The 16,750-nt window shown below is 43.8% G+C and carries 18 protein-coding genes; 11 read left to right on the top strand and 7 right to left on the bottom strand.

Going from position 1 to position 16,750, the window contains the following annotated elements; translation table 11 throughout:
• Positions 1-346: 346 nt before the first annotated feature.
• Positions 347-2,116, bottom strand: a complete 1,770-nt coding sequence (locus tag B4K20_RS02395) for an ABCB family ABC transporter ATP-binding protein/permease (protein ID WP_289281751.1) — start codon at positions 2,114-2,116, stop codon at positions 347-349.
• A gap of 158 nt (positions 2,117-2,274) precedes the next feature.
• On the opposite strand from B4K20_RS02395, the gene B4K20_RS02390 reads away from it, so the two are divergent.
• From B4K20_RS02390 to nadA, 6 genes are all read left to right on the top strand, one after another.
• Positions 2,275-2,547, top strand: coding sequence for an FmdB family zinc ribbon protein (locus B4K20_RS02390; protein WP_286305697.1), 273 nt, complete (start codon positions 2,275-2,277; stop codon positions 2,545-2,547).
• 25 nt (positions 2,548-2,572) lie between these two features.
• Positions 2,573-3,211, top strand: a complete 639-nt coding sequence (locus B4K20_RS02385; RefSeq protein ID WP_286305696.1) for a DUF502 domain-containing protein — start codon at positions 2,573-2,575, stop codon at positions 3,209-3,211.
• Between the two features lie 76 nt (positions 3,212-3,287).
• Positions 3,288-5,069: an aspartate--tRNA ligase gene (aspS, locus tag B4K20_RS02380; protein WP_289281750.1), complete on the top strand. Its 1,782-nt coding sequence runs from the start codon at positions 3,288-3,290 to the stop codon at positions 5,067-5,069.
• A gap of 16 nt (positions 5,070-5,085) precedes the next feature.
• Positions 5,086-5,286 carry a zinc-finger domain-containing protein gene (locus tag B4K20_RS02375; RefSeq protein ID WP_286305694.1) on the top strand — a complete coding sequence of 67 codons (201 nt, stop codon included), beginning with the start codon at positions 5,086-5,088 and terminating at the stop codon, positions 5,284-5,286.
• Positions 5,283-5,690: an 8-oxo-dGTP diphosphatase MutT gene (mutT, locus tag B4K20_RS02370; RefSeq protein WP_286305693.1), complete on the top strand. Its 408-nt coding sequence runs from the start codon at positions 5,283-5,285 to the stop codon at positions 5,688-5,690. The genes B4K20_RS02375 and mutT overlap by 4 nt, the downstream gene beginning before the upstream one ends.
• 4 nt (positions 5,691-5,694) lie before the next feature.
• Positions 5,695-6,771, top strand: coding sequence for a quinolinate synthase NadA (gene nadA, locus B4K20_RS02365; RefSeq protein WP_289281749.1), 1,077 nt, complete (start codon positions 5,695-5,697; stop codon positions 6,769-6,771).
• A 2-nt stretch (positions 6,772-6,773) separates the two neighbouring features.
• Here nadA and yacG read toward each other — a convergent pair whose 3' ends face one another.
• The 6 genes from yacG to pilB all read right to left on the bottom strand — a co-directional run bounded on the left by yacG (position 6,774) and on the right by pilB (position 12,243).
• Positions 6,774-6,962 (bottom strand): DNA gyrase inhibitor YacG, encoded by a 189-nt coding sequence (yacG, locus tag B4K20_RS02360; protein ID WP_286305691.1) that lies wholly within the window; start codon positions 6,960-6,962, stop codon positions 6,774-6,776.
• Positions 6,963-6,964: 2 nt separating this feature from the next.
• Positions 6,965-7,735 carry a cell division protein ZapD gene (gene zapD / locus B4K20_RS02355; protein ID WP_286305689.1) on the bottom strand — a complete coding sequence of 257 codons (771 nt, stop codon included), beginning with the start codon at positions 7,733-7,735 and terminating at the stop codon, positions 6,965-6,967.
• A gap of 64 nt (positions 7,736-7,799) precedes the next feature.
• Complete coding sequence (coaE, locus tag B4K20_RS02350) at positions 7,800-8,408, bottom strand: dephospho-CoA kinase (protein ID WP_289281748.1); 609 nt, start codon at positions 8,406-8,408, stop codon at positions 7,800-7,802.
• Positions 8,408-9,277 (bottom strand): prepilin peptidase, encoded by an 870-nt coding sequence (locus B4K20_RS02345; RefSeq protein WP_289281747.1) that lies wholly within the window; start codon positions 9,275-9,277, stop codon positions 8,408-8,410. Before B4K20_RS02345 ends, coaE begins: the two co-directional genes overlap by 1 nt.
• A 2-nt stretch (positions 9,278-9,279) precedes the next feature.
• Positions 9,280-10,521: a type II secretion system F family protein gene (locus tag B4K20_RS02340; RefSeq protein WP_289281746.1), complete on the bottom strand. Its 1,242-nt coding sequence runs from the start codon at positions 10,519-10,521 to the stop codon at positions 9,280-9,282.
• A gap of 3 nt (positions 10,522-10,524) precedes the next feature.
• A complete protein-coding gene (gene pilB / locus B4K20_RS02335; RefSeq protein WP_289281745.1) occupies positions 10,525-12,243 on the bottom strand; it encodes a type IV-A pilus assembly ATPase PilB in 1,719 nt (572 codons plus the stop codon).
• 141 nt (positions 12,244-12,384) lie between these two features.
• On the opposite strand from pilB, the gene lptM reads away from it, so the two are divergent.
• The 5 genes from lptM to xerC are packed head-to-tail and all read left to right on the top strand — an operon-like array spanning position 12,385 to position 16,210.
• A complete protein-coding gene (gene lptM / locus B4K20_RS02330) occupies positions 12,385-12,513 on the top strand; it encodes an LPS translocon maturation chaperone LptM (RefSeq protein WP_286305684.1) in 129 nt (42 codons plus the stop codon).
• Between the two features lie 7 nt (positions 12,514-12,520).
• On the top strand, positions 12,521-13,771 hold the full coding sequence (gene lysA / locus B4K20_RS02325; RefSeq protein WP_289281744.1) for a diaminopimelate decarboxylase: 1,251 nt from the start codon (positions 12,521-12,523) through the stop codon (positions 13,769-13,771).
• A gap of 3 nt (positions 13,772-13,774) precedes the next feature.
• Positions 13,775-14,623 (top strand): diaminopimelate epimerase, encoded by an 849-nt coding sequence (dapF, locus tag B4K20_RS02320; RefSeq protein WP_339608362.1) that lies wholly within the window; start codon positions 13,775-13,777, stop codon positions 14,621-14,623.
• On the top strand, positions 14,599-15,309 hold the full coding sequence (locus B4K20_RS02315; protein WP_289281743.1) for a DUF484 family protein: 711 nt from the start codon (positions 14,599-14,601) through the stop codon (positions 15,307-15,309). Before dapF ends, B4K20_RS02315 begins: the two co-directional genes overlap by 25 nt.
• Positions 15,299-16,210: a tyrosine recombinase XerC gene (xerC, locus tag B4K20_RS02310; protein ID WP_289281756.1), complete on the top strand. Its 912-nt coding sequence runs from the start codon at positions 15,299-15,301 to the stop codon at positions 16,208-16,210. Before B4K20_RS02315 ends, xerC begins: the two co-directional genes overlap by 11 nt.
• Positions 16,211-16,750 lie beyond the last annotated feature (540 nt).

Raw genomic sequence — 16,750 nt, 5'->3', positions numbered from 1 at the left:
CAGTATCACCTGGTTGTACTTTAATAACCATTGGTTTGAAAGCTGTTACTTGAGCTGTCACAGTATGGTTTTCAGCCATTACAGAAGTCGACATTAAAGTAGCCGCAGTTAAAGTCGCAGCAATAAGTGATTTACCATATTTCATTTTTAATCCTCTTGTTTTATTGGGTTATTTGACCCAGTGCGATGCAAGTTTGGCACAACCAAACTGAACCGAAACTGAACGGGTATAAATCGTTATCTTGTTGTATGTATTGATTTATGTCGGTCAGAACCGCGCGACATACTAACCTGAGTTTTGTCAGAAAGTCCAAAAAAACTCATGGAAATGTGTCAAATAACCCGTTTACTCACGATGAGGTATTTCTCTGTAGTTTTGCTGGAGGCGCCACATGGATGCATAAACGCCATGTTGATGTAGGAGTTGCTGGTGTGTCCCTTGTTCTACAATCTGCCCTTTGTCTAGCACCAATATTTGATGCGCATCGACAATAGTGGAAAGTCTATGTGCAATAACCAGTGAGGTTTTGTTCGCACTGATATTGATGATTTCTTGCCCAATACGCTGCTCTGCATGACTATCAAGCGCTGAAGTGGCTTCATCAAAGCATAGGATTTCAGGCGCTTTTAGCAGTGTTCGTGCGATGGCGATACGCTGTTTCTCCCCCCCTGATAGCTTTAATCCTCGTTCACCTACAATGGTTTCGTACCCGTCTGGTAGATTATTAATAAAGTCATCTAAATTAGCTTGTTTTGCAGCCATAATGACTTGTTCATTGCTGGCTGAGGGCTTGCCGTAAGCAATGTTGTGATAAATCGTATCGTTGAATAAAACGGTGTCTTGAGGAACAACACCAATGTGCTTTCGTAAACTGTTTTGGCTAACCGTCTTTATGTCTTGATTATCTATTTCAATATGACCAACTTGTGGATCATAGAAGCGATAAAGTAGCCGGATAATTGTTGATTTTCCTGAACCACTGGGGCCGACGATAGCGAGTTTTTGTCCTGCTTTAGCTGTGAAATTGATATTTTTTAATATCATTCTATCGGCATGATAGGAAAAACTTACGTTAACAAATTTAATTTCTCCTGCATTCACATCAATCTCAACTGCATCCCTGCTGTCTGGTACCTCACGCTGTTGATCGAGCAAATTAAACATCCGTTCCATATCTGCCAGTGAGTGACGAATTTCTCTGTAGACAAAACCAAGAAAGCCCAGCGGCATATAGAGTTGGAGGAGGTAAGCATTGATGAGTACCAAATCACCAAGTGATAACTGAGCATTAACGACGCCTTGACTGGCAAGTAACATGAGAGCGGTCAGACCAGCAGAAATGATAATGCCTTGTCCGATATTTAATACCGATAACGATGTCTGATTATGTATGGCCGACTTTTCCCAGGAAGCCAGTTTTTCATCGTATTGAGACACTTCGAGAGTCTCATTGTTGAAGTATTTGACCGTTTCGTAATTCATCAGGCTGTCTATTGCCTGATTATTAGCTTGAGAGTCCATCTCATTCATTCTTCGACGATAACGCATTCGCCATTCAGTGATGATGAGTGTGTAGAAGATATATATGAGAATGGTGCTGGTGGTAATAATCGCAAAAATGCTGTCATAGTTGATAAGCAAGATGGCACTAACAAGGCCTATTTCTACCAGTGTTGGTAATATATTGAATATCATGAAGTTCATCAGAAAACTGATGCCTCGGCTACCACGCTCAATATCACGTGATATGCCCCCCGTCTGTCTCTGTAAGTGAAATTGCAAAGATAGATCGTGTAAGTGTGAGAGAATTTGTGTCGCTATTCGCCGAACCGAGCGAAATATTACTTTGGCAAACAGGGCGTCACGCAGCTCACTAAAAGCGCTGCTAGCAAAGCGTAAAAGACCATATGCAACCAGCATAAAAACGGGAAGGTAAATAATCTCTTGATGTTGAGGGTCTAGAGCATCAATGGCATGTTTCAGAGTAATAGGGACGGTTACGTTAGCCAATTTTGCTAGCGTCAGAAGGCCAAGTGCGAACAATACACGGCCTTTGAATTTCTTTAAAAAGGGAAGAAGTCGGCGTATGGCCTGCCAATCATTATGGGATCTCATCGATATAGTTTAGCGTATTAAAATACCCATGTTGAAAGTGAGCACGGCGGCAAGAGAACTTTTTAGTTATAATTAATGAGTTTAACTCTTGAAATGCGGTTTTCGAGACACTATTAAAAGTGGTCTCCAACATTTTTCTATAGTATGAGGAAGGAATAATGCCACTTTATGAATATCGCTGTGATGCCTGTGGACATGAATTTGAAGCACTGCAAAAAATTAGTGATGAGCCCCTTGTGCATTGCCCGGCATGTGAACAAGCGCAGCTGCGTAAACTGGTATCAGCTTCAGGATTTCGCTTGAAAGGAGATGGCTGGTACGAGACTGACTTTAAAACAGGTAGTAAACGTAACTTAGCTGAGAGTGGGGCAAGCGATAGCGCAAAAAAGACTAGTGCAGCTGCATGCGGAACAGGCTGTGGCTGCCATTGATTGATACATTTTATTTAGAAAGTAAATGCGTAAATACCTGATAGCCGGATTACTTGTATGGATGCCCTTGGGTATCACCTTTTTAGTTATCCGCGCTATCGTGGGGTTTTTAGATCAAACATTATTACTATTACCTCATGCGTATCAGCCAGATAATTTATTAGGGTTTCACATCCCTGGATTAGGCGTTTTGTTAGCGGTTGTATTGGTGTTAGCAACCGGTATGATTGTTGCCAACTTATTAGGAAGACGTTTAGTTAATGCTTGGGAATCTTTGTTATCTAGGATTCCCTTAGTCAGAACACTATATGCTGGCATTAAACAGATATTAGAAGCAGTATTAACAACCGATGGTCAGTCATTTCGTCGTGTATTGCTAGTGGAATATCCAAGGAAAGGTGTCTGGAGCCTAGCCTTTATGACATCTGATCAGCTTGGTGAAGTACAAGAAAAAACACAATCTGAAGTGATGAGTGTGTTTATACCAACGACACCGAATCCCACCTCAGGATTTGTGCTGATGCTGCCGAAAGAGGATGTTATTGAGTTGGATATGACAGTCGAACAAGGCTTGAAAATGATTATCTCAATGGGGGTTGTTGTTCCAGATTGGAAGAAAGAACAATTGCACAAACAACAGGCCGACAACAAAAGCCTAAGTTAAATAAATTGATGGGTTCGAATTCAACTATTCAGAACTCAATTGCAAACTATAAAAATTTTAAAGATTGGAAGTTATTATGCGTAGCCATTATTGCGGCGAGGTAAATGAAACCCTCGAAGGTCAGTCAGTTTCTATTGTTGGCTGGATGCATCGTAGACGAGATCACGGTGGTGTCATTTTTATTGATTTACGGGACCGCGAAGGGTTAGTCCAGGTTGTTTGTAATCCTGAAGATGCTGAATGTTTTGCTCATGCTGAACGTGTAAGAAGTGAATATGTTCTGAAAATTGAGGGTATTGTTCAGCTCAGGCCTGCCGGTAGTGATAATGCTGATTTGCGTAGCGGTAAGATTGAGATCATTGCTAAGAAACTTGAAATTCTCAATGCATCAGAAACACCTCCTTTCCCGTTGAATGAATTGCTGGACGTCAATGAAGATATTCGTCTGCGTTACCGTTATATCGATTTACGACGTCCTGAAATGCAACAACGCTTACGTTTTCGTTCACAGATTACCCGTCAGTTACGTAGCTATCTCGACTCAAACGGCTTTTTAGATATTGAAACGCCCATACTGACAAAAGCTACACCAGAAGGGGCCCGTGATTATCTCGTGCCGAGCCGTACTCATCAGGGTGAGTTCTTCGCGTTGCCGCAGTCTCCCCAACTTTTTAAGCAGTTATTGATGATGTCAGGTATGGACCGCTATTACCAAGTTGTCCGTTGTTTCCGTGATGAAGATTTACGTGCGGATCGTCAACCTGAATTCACTCAGATTGATATTGAAACTTCTTTTGTTGAAGAAGAAGATTTCATGAACATGATGGAAGAAATGATTCGCAGTCTTTTTGCTAATGTGCTGGAAGAAGCCTTACCGAATCCTTTCCCAAGAATGACCTATGCTGAAGCCATGGATCGTTTTGGTAGTGATAAACCTGATCTGCGCATTCCGCTGGAATTGGTTGATGTCAGTGATTTAATGGGCGAAGTCGATTTTAAAGTCTTCTCTGCACCCGCTAATGATCCACGCGGTCGTGTGGCAGCTTTGAAAGTACCAGGTGGTAATAACCTGAGTCGTAAAGAAATTGATGACTACACGAAATATGTCAGCATTTATGGTGCTAAAGGGCTGGCTTATATCAAGGTAAATGATGCTGAGGCGGGACGCGAAGGCTTGCAGTCTCCGATTCTGAAGTTTTTACCTGATGAAGTTGTTTCTGCCATCATGCAGCGCGTTTCTGCCGAAACTGGCGATTTGGTCTTCTTCGGCGCTGATAAAGCCACCATCGTTAACGAGTCTCTGGGTGCATTGCGTGTCAAACTGGGCCATGATCTTAGTATGGTTGAACGTGGCTGGAAACCTTTATGGGTCGTCGCATTCCCTATGTTTGAATGGGATGAAAAGTCAGAACGCTGGCATGCGCTACATCATCCGTTTACAGCACCACGCGAATCGGATCTGGCCTTGTTAGATTCTGACCCAGAAAAATGTCTGTCACGTGCATATGACATGGTCTTGAATGGTACAGAGCTGGGCGGTGGGTCAATGCGTATTCATAAGACCGATGTTCAGCAAAAAGTATTTGAATTACTGGGTATTGATGAAGAAGAAGCACAGGATAAATTTGGCTTCTTATTAAATGCACTGAAATATGGCTGTCCTCCGCATGGCGGGCTGGCATTTGGTTTGGATCGCTTGGTCATGCTGATGACCGGAGCGGCATCTATTCGTGATGTCATGGCGTTCCCAAAAACACAATCAGCCAGTTGTCTATTAACTGATGCCCCTAGCCCTATTGATGATACGTTATTGAAAGAGCTGAACATTAGATTGAGGAAAAATCCACAGGCTGAATAGTTATCTAGGAGATCTTATGGGTGAACAAAATAGTGATAAATCGTGTGCTGAAAAACATTATTGGGTTCATCCTGACGATCTCCCTTTGAGCTGTCCCATGCCTGATATGCCGGTGTGGAATGCACACCCTCGGGTATATCTCGATATAGAAACGAAAGGTGAAGTCGCTTGCCCTTACTGTGGGGCGTTATTCACGCTCACGGGTCAGAATAAATGAGTCAAATACATGTGGCTGTCGCCGTTATTGTGCAGCAAAAAGAAGTGCTTATTGCGCTGCGTAAGCCTGACCAGCATCAGGGTAATTTATGGGAATTCCCCGGCGGTAAAGTCGAGTCGGGCGAGACGGTCCAGCAGGCTCTGACGCGAGAAATCAAAGAAGAATTAGCTATCGATATTCTCCGTGCTGAACCGCTTATAGAGCACAGTCATGATTATGGCGATAAGTCAGTATTACTGGACGTCTGGTGGATAGATGCTTTTGATGGAACGCCAACAGGGCATGAAGGTCAAACCATTAAATGGGTTGATATTGCAGCCCTCGATTATTACGAATTTCCAGCAGCCAATAAAATTATTGTGACAGCAATACAACAGCAATTGAATACCACACAGGCAGTTTAGAATTATGAGTTTAGCAGAAGCCATTCCTCAATCTCTTCAGTCAAAAATTGACTCAATCATCGACAATGTGGCGCCAACACCCTGGCTTTCAGAAGAAGAAAAAGCGGATTATATTGAGAAAATCAAACACCTGCTAAAAGAAAAAAATGCCGTGATGATTGCCCATTATTATGTTGACGATGAGCTGCAGGCTTTGGCTGAACAGACTGGCGGCTATGTGTCTGACTCTCTGGATATGGCTAATTTTGGTGCTAAGCATCCAGCTGATACATTAGTTGTTTGTGGTGTTCGCTTTATGGGGGAAACGGCAAAAATACTGAGTCCGGAAAAGACCGTGATTATGCCGACACTGGAAGCAGAATGTTCACTTGATCTGGGCTGTCCAATAGACGCCTTTAGTGAATTTTGTGACCAGCACCCTGATCGTACTGTGGTGGTTTATGCCAATACCAGTGTTGAAGTAAAAGCGCGTGCTGACTGGATTGTGACATCCAGTAACGCCATTCAGATTATTGAATCCTTGAAAGCCGACGGTAAAAAAATTATATGGGGTCCTGACCGCCATCTGGGTCAATATATCAAGAATAAAACCGGTGCCGATATGTTGTTATGGCAAGGGCATTGTGTTGTTCATGATGAGTTTAAGCTGTATGAACTTGAACAGCTTATGAAAAAATATCCTGAGGCAGAGGTGTTAGTGCATCCTGAGTCACCTGAGGCGGTGATTGCCAAGGCAAACTTTGTGGGGTCAACTAAACAAATTATTGCCGCGGGTAAAGCCTCAAAAGCGGATACGTTGATTATTGCTACGGATTACGGCTTGTTTTATAAAATGAGTCAGGCTGTTCCAGGTAAACGTTTAATACCTGCGCCGACAGGTGGTAAAAGTGCTACGTGTAAAAGCTGTGCCCATTGTCCGTGGATGGCAATGAATACGCTTGTGAACTTACATAAGACATTGGTCGAGATGAATAATACGATTGAAGTCGATGAGGATGTTCGTCAAAAGGCACTGATTCCACTGAATCGAATGCTTAATTTTTCTTATGAACAAGGTATTTTGACTGCAGGTGATGCCTAAGGCTAGTGATAGTCTGAGTCATCATCATCCAGAGGGGTATTAACCGGAGGACCAGGAATTTTGTGTCCTTCAGAAGCCCATTCACCGAGGTCGATTAGCTTACAGCGTTCACTACAAAAGGGCTTCCAGATTTGATCTGCTTGCCAAGGAACTTGTTTACCACATTGTGGGCAGTTAACAATCGTTACCATGATTACATTGCACAACAGCTGAGTTTAAAGGGGATGCTTTCGAATGATTGTTGCGGTCGCTGTTGGATATCAAACAGCATAAAGCGCACAGTGAATCGATGTTTCCCACCACTGACTTCAGGAAAATAGGCTTTATCACGTGGAATTTCAACCCGAATAAGCTGGTAAGGCTGATTTGAATCCAGACTACGTTGATAGAAGCCTGCTTCTGCCACTTCATCTCTAAACCCAACACTGCCACGGATAAGACGTAAGCTTAATTCCACTGCATTTCTGACCGAGATAAATTCATTCATCCAAAGCTGAAGTTGTTCTGAACGTGTCTCAGCGACAGTATGTTGTAGCCAGAAGTGGTAAGAAGGTAAATCAAATTCACAGGTACCACCGGGAATGCTGGAGCGCTGGCGAATACTGTATAAAAACTCATTGTCTCTTAGCTGCTGACCTAAGCCTGATTTCTGGATATGCAAAGCATCCAGGCTTTGATCGAGATCCGAAAGTAACGCATCTAATGCCTGTCGGTCGACTCCTGGCGTATTCTCAAGCGCTGAAAGATTGGCAATCAAGCGTTCGATCTCTTTCATTAATTCTTGTTTCATATCGCTACGCTCAAATACACTGAGCATGCTCAATATCCCATCCAATGCATCGCGATGATGCATTTCGGATTGGCCCTTTAATGCAGAATCAACACGTTTAAATAGAAATTCTAACCTCAGAAAGGTCCGAATTCGTTCATTGAGTGGTTGTTCAAAAATTATCGAATCTGACACGGGTCTTTTTTTATAACGGTAAGTGAATGAGGTTATTGTCCATGACTCTATGCTGGCAAGCAACTTAATGTGATTGGTCAGCAAACTTTAAGAAGAGTTCATGTAATTTAGCCACTTGATGAGCCAATGAATCTTTTGAATCATTATTATTAATAATATCATCGGCATGTTGCAAGCGTACTGCGCGGTCACATTGGCTTTTGATCATGGCTATAGCGGTTTCAGTAGAGAGCTTATCACGGCTGATTAAGCGCTCTAACTGTACATCTTCACTGACATCAATAACGCAAACTCGATCGACTTCTCTATGCAGACCTACTTCGATTAACAGCGGCACAGATAAAATACAATAAGCTGATGTTGCATGCTCCGCCTCACTGAACAATTGCTGACGAATGACAGGATGTAATATGGCTTCAAGTTGTTGTTTAGCAGCAGCTTCACGAAATATGCGTTCGCGGAGATAACGACGATTAATTTCACCATTATCCAATAAAACGGACTCGCCGAAAGTCTCAACGACTTCGTTATAACAACTTGAATTTTTTACTAAAAGATTATGTGCAATCTTATCTGCATCAATTACATCAATCTGGTATTGGTCGTGAAAGAGATTAGTGACGGTCGATTTTCCACTGGCAACGCCACCAGTGAGGCCAACCTTAAATACCATTAAGCAAGTCCTGACCAATGAAGGTAAGTACTGTTAATCGTATCTCCCCACACAAGAGCTATCCAGCCGGCAATGGCAAGATAAGGCCCAAATGGAATAGGAATATCACGCTGATGCTGCTTTAGTAGAATGAGTGTGACACCGATGACCGCGCCAACAAAGGATGATAATAAAACAATCATCGGCAACGCTTGCCAGCCCATCCAGGCACCTAGAGCTGCAAGAAGCTTAAAATCACCGTAGCCCATACCTTCTTTACCTGTGACTAGTCTAAACAGGTGATAGATACTCCAAAGTGATAGATAGCCTGCCACAGCGCCAATAACACTACTATTAAGATCAGTGTAAACCGTACCTAAGTTAAAAATTAAGCCTAACCAGATGAGTGGAAGTGTAATTTTGTCAGGTAAGAGCTGATGATCGACATCAATAAACGTTAAAGCAAGCAGGGCCCAGCTAAGAAAAAGCCCGCCTATGGCACTCCAGTCAAAGCCAAACTGCCAAGCTATGGTGGCTGACATGCATGCTGATATAAGTTCGATAATGGGATAGCGTATAGATATCGGTGTTCGACACGCTTTACATTTACCACCTAATACTAAGTAGCTGATAACGGGAATATTTTCTAAAGCAGAGATGGCATGACCACAATGAGGACAAGCGGAGCGTGGTTTGGAAAGAGAGAACGCGGGTTCATGCTGACTGACTTCCCCAGTTATTTCTGCACACTGCTCGGCCCATTCGCGTTGCATAATAATAGGCAGACGATAAATAACGACATTCAGAAAACTACCAACCAGTAGGCCAAGTATACTGGCTACAACTATCCAGGCGACTGGCGATACTGCCAGATAATCAATAATGGGCATGGTTAAATAGCTGCACCGAGTTTAAATATAGGAAGATACATCGCAATAACCAGAGTGCCGACAATACCACCCAAAAACACCATGATGAGAGGCTCTAACAGAGCCGTCATATTATCGACAGCATCATCCACTTCACTTTCAAAGAATTCGGCAACTTTCGCCAACATAGCATCCAATGAGCCGGACTCTTCACCGATAGCGACCATTTGTACAACCATATTAGGGAATAATTCGACATCAATCATGGCTTTGTTCAATTGTGTGCCGGTAGCAACATCATCACGCATCACCAGTGTTGCTTGACCAAAAACCACATTACCGGTGGCGCCAGCAACTGAGGTCATCGCTTCTACCATGGGCACACCGGCTTTGAACATGGTTGAAAACGTTCTGGCAAAGCGGGCGATAGCGGCTTTACGCATGATCTCACCCACGACAGGAATTTTAAGTAACATCCTGTCGAGGAAATGTTGAACCTTGCGTGAACGCTTACGAGATTCCATCGCGGCATAGATGGCACCAATAATGATGCCAAAAATTAACCACCATTTTTCCTGGAAAACTTCGGATACTCGGATGACTAACTTTGTTAGACCAGGCAGATCAGCCCCAAAGCCTTTGAAAAGTGACTCGAATTGGGGAATAACAAAAATCATCAGGATGGCCGTCACAATAAAGGCCACGACGACAATTGAGGCAGGGTAAACAAGGGCTTTTTTAATTTTAGCTTTTAAGGCCTCCGTTTTCTCCTGATAGGCTGCAATTTCATGTAACAACGTTTCCAATGCACCAGATTGCTCACCGGCATTAATGAGGTTGACATATAAATCATCAAAATGATGAGGATATTTGGACAAGGATTCAGCCAGACTCGTGCCTGACTCGACATCAGCTTTAATGGCCAGAATCATTTCTTGCATACTACTGTTTTCGTGGCCTTCGCCGATAATTTGCAATGATTGCATTAGTGGCACACCTGAAGACATCATGGTGGCTAGCATTCGGCTGAATACAGCAATGTCAGACGGCTTGATTTTTGGTTTTCTTGGCGCGAATAGGTCTTTAGATTTTTTGCGTACTTTTAACGGCGTAATCCCTTGGCGACGCAGATCCATTTTAGCCTGATTCAGATTTTCAGCGTTGATCTGACCTTTAACTTTTCGGCCCTGTTTATTGGTTCCCTGCCAGAGAAAGATATCGGGTACTTTGACTTTTTTTGCTTTAGCCGCTTGTGCTTGTGCCACATCTTACTCCTTGATTACACGATTGACTTCTTCAAGACTGGTCAAGCCAGCTGCGACTTTTTTGAGTCCAGACTTACGAAGATCGTCAATGCCTTCTTTTTCAGCCTGATCCGCTAACTGGATTGCATTACCACCTTCCATAATGATGCGACCCATCGCCTCGGATACCGGCATGACCTGATAAATACCGACACGGCCTTTATAGCCTTCTGTACAACTATCGCACCCTACCGCTTTATAAACTGTGACACCGGCATCAATTTGAGCTTGTGTGAAACCTTCTGCTAACAGTGCTTCATCAGGAAGTGTTTCTGGGGCTTTACATTTTGAGCACAGTCTTCTCGCCAGACGTTGCGCAATGATGAGAGAGACGGCAGAAGCGATATTAAAGGCTGGTACACCCATGTTCATAAGGCGTGTTAATGACTGTGGTGCGTCATTAGTATGTAAAGTAGAAAACACCATGTGTCCGGTTTGTGCGGCTTTGATGGCAATTTCTGCCGTTTCCAGATCACGGATCTCACCGACCATGATGACATCAGGATCCTGACGTAAAAATGCACGTAAAGCTTCGGAAAAGGTGAGGCCGATGGCTGGATGAACATTAACCTGATTAATACCCGGTAAACTAATTTCAGCCGGATCTTCAGCGGTCGAGATATTACGATCACCAGTATTGAGGATATTTAATGCGGTATAAAGCGAGACGGTTTTACCACTACCGGTCGGACCTGTAACCAGTACCATGCCGTAGGGTTTATGCATGATTTCCAGAAACGTTTTCTTTTGATTTTCTTCGTAACCTAAAGCATCAATACCTAATTGAGCACTGGTCGGATCCAAGATACGCAAAACGATTTTTTCACCAAACAAAGTCGGGCAGGTGTTCACACGAAAATCGATAGCTTTATTTTTCGACATTTTGAGTCGCATCCGACCATCCTGTGGCACGCGACGTTCTGCGATATTTAAGCGTGATAAGACTTTCAAGCGCGCTGCGATGCGTCCACCCAGAGCGACAGGTGCTGTTTTCATTTCGTGAAGCATGCCATCGATACGCACCCGGACCCGGTATTTTTGTTCATAAGGTTCAAAGTGAATATCGGATGCGCCGGACTTGATAGCATTGGTGAGAATACCGTTTATAAAACGAACGACAGGGGTATCATCAATGTTTTTATCGTTGAGTTGATCCGCTTTGTCTGCATCTTCATCGGGACCAAGATCTATATCATCCAGTTCTTCATCATCGAAGTTATCTAATTTTTCATTGGTTTTATCCAGCGCTTTTTCGATAATGTTGGAGAGTTTTTGTTCATCAACCAACACCGGAAACGTGTTCATGGCCGTATTGAACTGGAATTCATCTAGTGCTTGTAAGTTTGTCGGGTCTGACACGGCAACATAGAGACGTTTACCACGTTGGAATAGAGGCAATGCGTTATGTTGACGGATTAACTTTTCCTGAATCAGTGACGTCGCAGCCAGATCCAGATTCATCGCATCAATATCGAAAAGCGGTACACCAAATTCCTGGGAGGCAATCGCCGCAATATCGGCACTGGCCAGAATTTTGTGATTAACCAGATATGTCACGAAAGGCTGCTTGGCTTCTTTGGCTGCAGACTGGGCATGCAGTGCTTGCTCTTCAGTTAAAAGACCTTCGTTAACTAGGCGTCGAGCGAGGCCACTGAGTCTCATGGGGGCTGCCATATTTGCCATGACTATTTGTGATTCCTTAACATAAGCTAATCTAGGAACACTAATAGTATGTAAGTTAAACGAGAAATTCTAGTTTTCAGATTTAAGACGAATCAGTCTGCAACGTTATATACTGCCGAATAAATTTTTTGAGGAAATAAAATGCGAGCAATTTCTTGCTGGACCAGACTGGCATTGCTGGTTTGCGTGCTGATGGCCGTGACTGGCTGTGGACAAAAAGGGGATCTCTACATGCCGGAAGGCCAGACAAATTTAATTGCGGCAGGGTAAGGTAGAAATGAGTTATTTTGATTATCAGGCGGGCACATTGCACGCAGAGAATGTGTCGGTTGATAAAATTGCAGAACAATATGGCACACCTGTTTATATCTACTCACGGTCCGCATTAGAGAATCACTGGCAAGCGTTTGATGATGCTTTTTCGGCTTACCCACACCTTGTCTGCTACGCAGTGAAAGCAAACTCTAATCTGGCAGTATTGAACGTGCTGGCTAAACGCGGTTCGGGGTTTGACATTGTTTCAATGGGCGAGTTGGCAAGAGTGATGGCCGCTGGCGGTGATCCGGCAAAAACCGTTTTTTCTGGTGTCGGTAAAACTGAGCAGGAAATCGAATATGCACTGCAACACGGCATACGTTGTTTTAACGTGGAGTCGATCCCTGAATTAGATCGTATTAATACTGTTGCAGGTCGATTAGGAAAAAAAGCGCCTGTTTCCATTCGCGTCAATCCCGATGTGGATGCGCAAACTCATCCATATATTTCGACAGGGCTGAAAGAGAACAAATTTGGTATCGCGATTGAGGATGCTCGTGAGGTGTATCGTTCTACTCAAAACATGCCAAATTTAGATGTAGTCGCGGTGGATTGTCATATCGGTTCTCAGCTGACCTCTGTAGCTCCTTTTGTGGATGCCTTGGAGCGTGTATTGACGCTGATAGATGAGCTGGCTGAAGATGGTATTCACATTGAACATCTCGATATCGGCGGTGGTTTAGGCATTCATTACCGTGATGAAACGCCTCCTACACCAGCTGAATACGCACAGGCACTGGCTCCGTTATTAAAAGACCGTGACCTGGAGATTCTCTTGGAGCCTGGACGTGCGATTGCTGGTAATGCAGGTATTTTACTAACAAAAGTCGAGTTCATTAAGCCAACGGAAGCCAAATGCTTTGCGATTGTGGATGCGGCAATGAATGATTTGTTACGCCCTGCACTCTACCAGTCATGGCAACAAATCCAAACCGTCAAGCAACATCCGAGCACGAAAGCGCTCAACTATGACATTGTCGGCCCTATCTGTGAAACCGGCGACTTTTTAGGTAAAGACCGTGAACTTGCTCTCGAGCAAGGTGATTTGTTAGCTATCCGCTCTGCAGGGGCGTATGGTTTTGCTATGAGTTCGAATTACAACTCTCGCCCAAGAGCAGCGGAGGTGATGGTTGAAGATGATAAAATTCATCTCGTCAGAGAGCGTGAGACTATCAATGACTTATTCGCCGGCGAGCACACGATACAGGCATAGATGATGTTGAAATTCAGCAAAATGCATGGCTTGGGCAATGATTTCATTGTGATTGATGCCATTCAGCAAAATGTACAACTGAGCACAGAGCAAATCCGCTTTATGGCGGATAGGCATTTTGGTATTGGTTGTGATCAGCTTTTGCTGGTTGAAAAATCCACATCGGCCGATGTGGATTTTCGTTACCGGATTTTTAATGCCGATGGTGGTGAAGTCTCGCAATGCGGGAATGGCGCACGTTGTTTTGCTCGCTATGTTCATGATCAGGGGTTGACCACTAAAGAAACAATTGCTGTGGAAACGGCATCAGGTGTGATTTACCCAACAATACAAGCTGACGGTAACGTTCGGGTCGATATGGGAAAACCGGCTTTTGCACCAGAAAAAGTGCCTTTTATGGCTGAATCTGAAGCAGTGACCTACCTCATAGATGTGCAGGGGTATGATAAAGTCGAAATTGCCAGTGTTTCGATGGGAAATCCACATGCGGTGATGCTGGTCGATGATGTCGAGACTGCTGCCGTAGAAAAAATAGGTCCTGTTATGGAGTCTCATGAACGTTTTCCGGAACGTGTTAATGTCGGCTTTATGCAATTAGTGAATTCAGAAACGATTCGGTTACGTGTTTTTGAACGCGGTTCAGGTGAAACAACAGCCTGTGGCACAGGGGCTTGTGCCGCCGTAGTAACAGGTATTCGCCGAGGTTTATTAGCCAGAGATGTAACTGTCTCTTTACCTGGAGGGCAGTTGCAGATTAGCTGGCCAGATGAAAATGCCTCTGTATGGATGACCGGCCCTGCAGAGCATGTATTTGACGGAGAAATTGCGTGGTCGACACTACAACAGATTTAACACTGGAACAGATTGAACAGTATTTAGAGGCACATCCTGATCTGTTTCTTGAGCAGCCTCATCTGCTGGAGTTGCTAAACCTGAACAGCTCTCCGGAAGGGACTATTTCTCTAGCCCAGAGACAGACCCATCGCTTACAAGAAAAAAACCAACAGCTTAATGAACAGCTTCATGCGCTGATTGATAATGCACACAGTAACGCAGCATTAGAAAAGCGTGTGCACAATCTTTGTTTAAGCATCATGGATGCTGTGGATTTGGCTGATCTCATCAACTTAATTCAGACAGAACTCAAGCATGAGTTTGCTGCAGATGAAGTGGCATTGAGACTGTTCTATCAGGGCCAGCGTAAACTTGATTTACCTCAACTTGAAGCCAATGTGTCACAGCTTCATGCCGATGATAAAAAGCTACGTATTTTTGACAATTTATTTACCAAACAAGAGCCCGTGTGTGGTCGCTTAACCAAGGCACAGAAAGGATTACTGTTTGATGAGCGGGCCGAAGAGATTAATTCTGTTGCGTGTTTGCCTTTAGGTCATCAACCTTGTGCTGGTTTATTAGCTATTGGTAGTGTCGATGCTAATCGTTTCCATGCGGATATGGCTACCGACTATCTGCGTTTCTTGGGTGAAGTATTTATGCGTGTTGTCAGACAATATACTCACCAACAGCATGCGCAGTGAGATAATTCACCCCGTTGATGACTTTCTGGACAATTTGTCACAACAGCGGCGCTTGTCAGAACATACGGTTAACAATTATCGTCGCGATTTACTGCAACTTGCAGACTATATCGAGCAACAAAATATCTCAGACTGGACGGTTCTTAAATCCAGTCAGCTCAGACAGTTCATCGCTTTTTTGCATCGTAAAGGCTTGTCTGGCAAAACCATTCAGCGCATGTTATCAGCGACGCGTTCTTTTTATCAGTTTCTGATTAAACGAGGCCTGGTTGACTTCAATCCAGCACAAGCAGTGCAAGCACCTAAAACAGAAAAACGCTTGCCATCTACACTGGATGTGGATCAGATGAATGCCTTACTAAATAACACACGCCCTGATACTTTTGTGGCTGCAAGAGACCGCGCCATGATGGAACTCTTTTATTCCTCCGGTCTGCGATTAGCTGAACTGGCTGCTCTTGAGTTACGAGATATCGATTTTGGTGATCATCTGGTGCATGTCACTGGTAAAGGAAATAAAGACCGGGTTTGTCCTTTTGGTGGCAAAGCTTTATCTGCATTACAAGATTGGCTGGATAAACGCGATCAACTCGGCTTTTTTGATCAACCAGCCGTTTTTATCACGCAACAAGGACGACGTTTAGGCGTGCGTTCTATCCAAAAACGACTGAGTTACTGGGGTAAAAAACAAGGTATTTCTGATCGTGTTCATCCTCATCGACTCAGGCATGCATTTGCATCGCATATGCTTGAAGCCAGTGGTGATTTACGTGCGGTGCAGGAGCTGTTGGGACATGCCGATATTAGTACGACTCAGATTTATACTCATGTGGATTTTCAGCATCTTGCTAAGGTGTATGATTCAGCGCATCCGCGAGCTAAAAAGCGCTCAGATTCATAAGCACGATCATTATTTATCATTTCAGTCTGACTTTATAAAAAACCAACTTAGCGCCTGTTGCTGACTAGCAATATCATTTTGAGTTAATTGCAGTCCATTCATTTAATTTGATTCGTGACATCCATGTCACTCACCCTACGGGCGCCTCTGGCGTCCAAATTCGTTCCAGACGAATTTGTGCATGCCCAAAATAAACGAACCAAACAAAAGGGCACCCGATATTGCCTTTGATCCAAAAATTAAACTTGTTTGATGGCGTGGTCGAAAACTCCCTTCGGTCAAACACTCGACCACTTAATCCATCAACCAATCCTAATTTTTGGCGGCAATAGACGGGAAGGTGAGACAGGCTTATATTCCCCGTTTGTGCTGATGAGGAATAACATTTATTCAGGTCTGAGGGAGGCTAGTGTCTGAGCGTAGCGAGTTTTAGCCGACTGCCTGAATCAATGTTATGACGAGTGAAGCCGCAGGCCAGCACGGTGGGGTGCCCTAGGGTTGTTAGGGAAATGGGCAAGCATTTCCCTGACTCGCCATTAA

Source organism: Methylophaga sp. UBA5088 (assembly GCF_002414625.1).
Taxonomy (GTDB): domain Bacteria; phylum Pseudomonadota; class Gammaproteobacteria; order Nitrosococcales; family Methylophagaceae; genus Methylophaga; species Methylophaga marina.
Note: the sequence above shows the minus strand (reverse complement) of the source record. Positions and strands in the feature narration are given on the sequence as shown.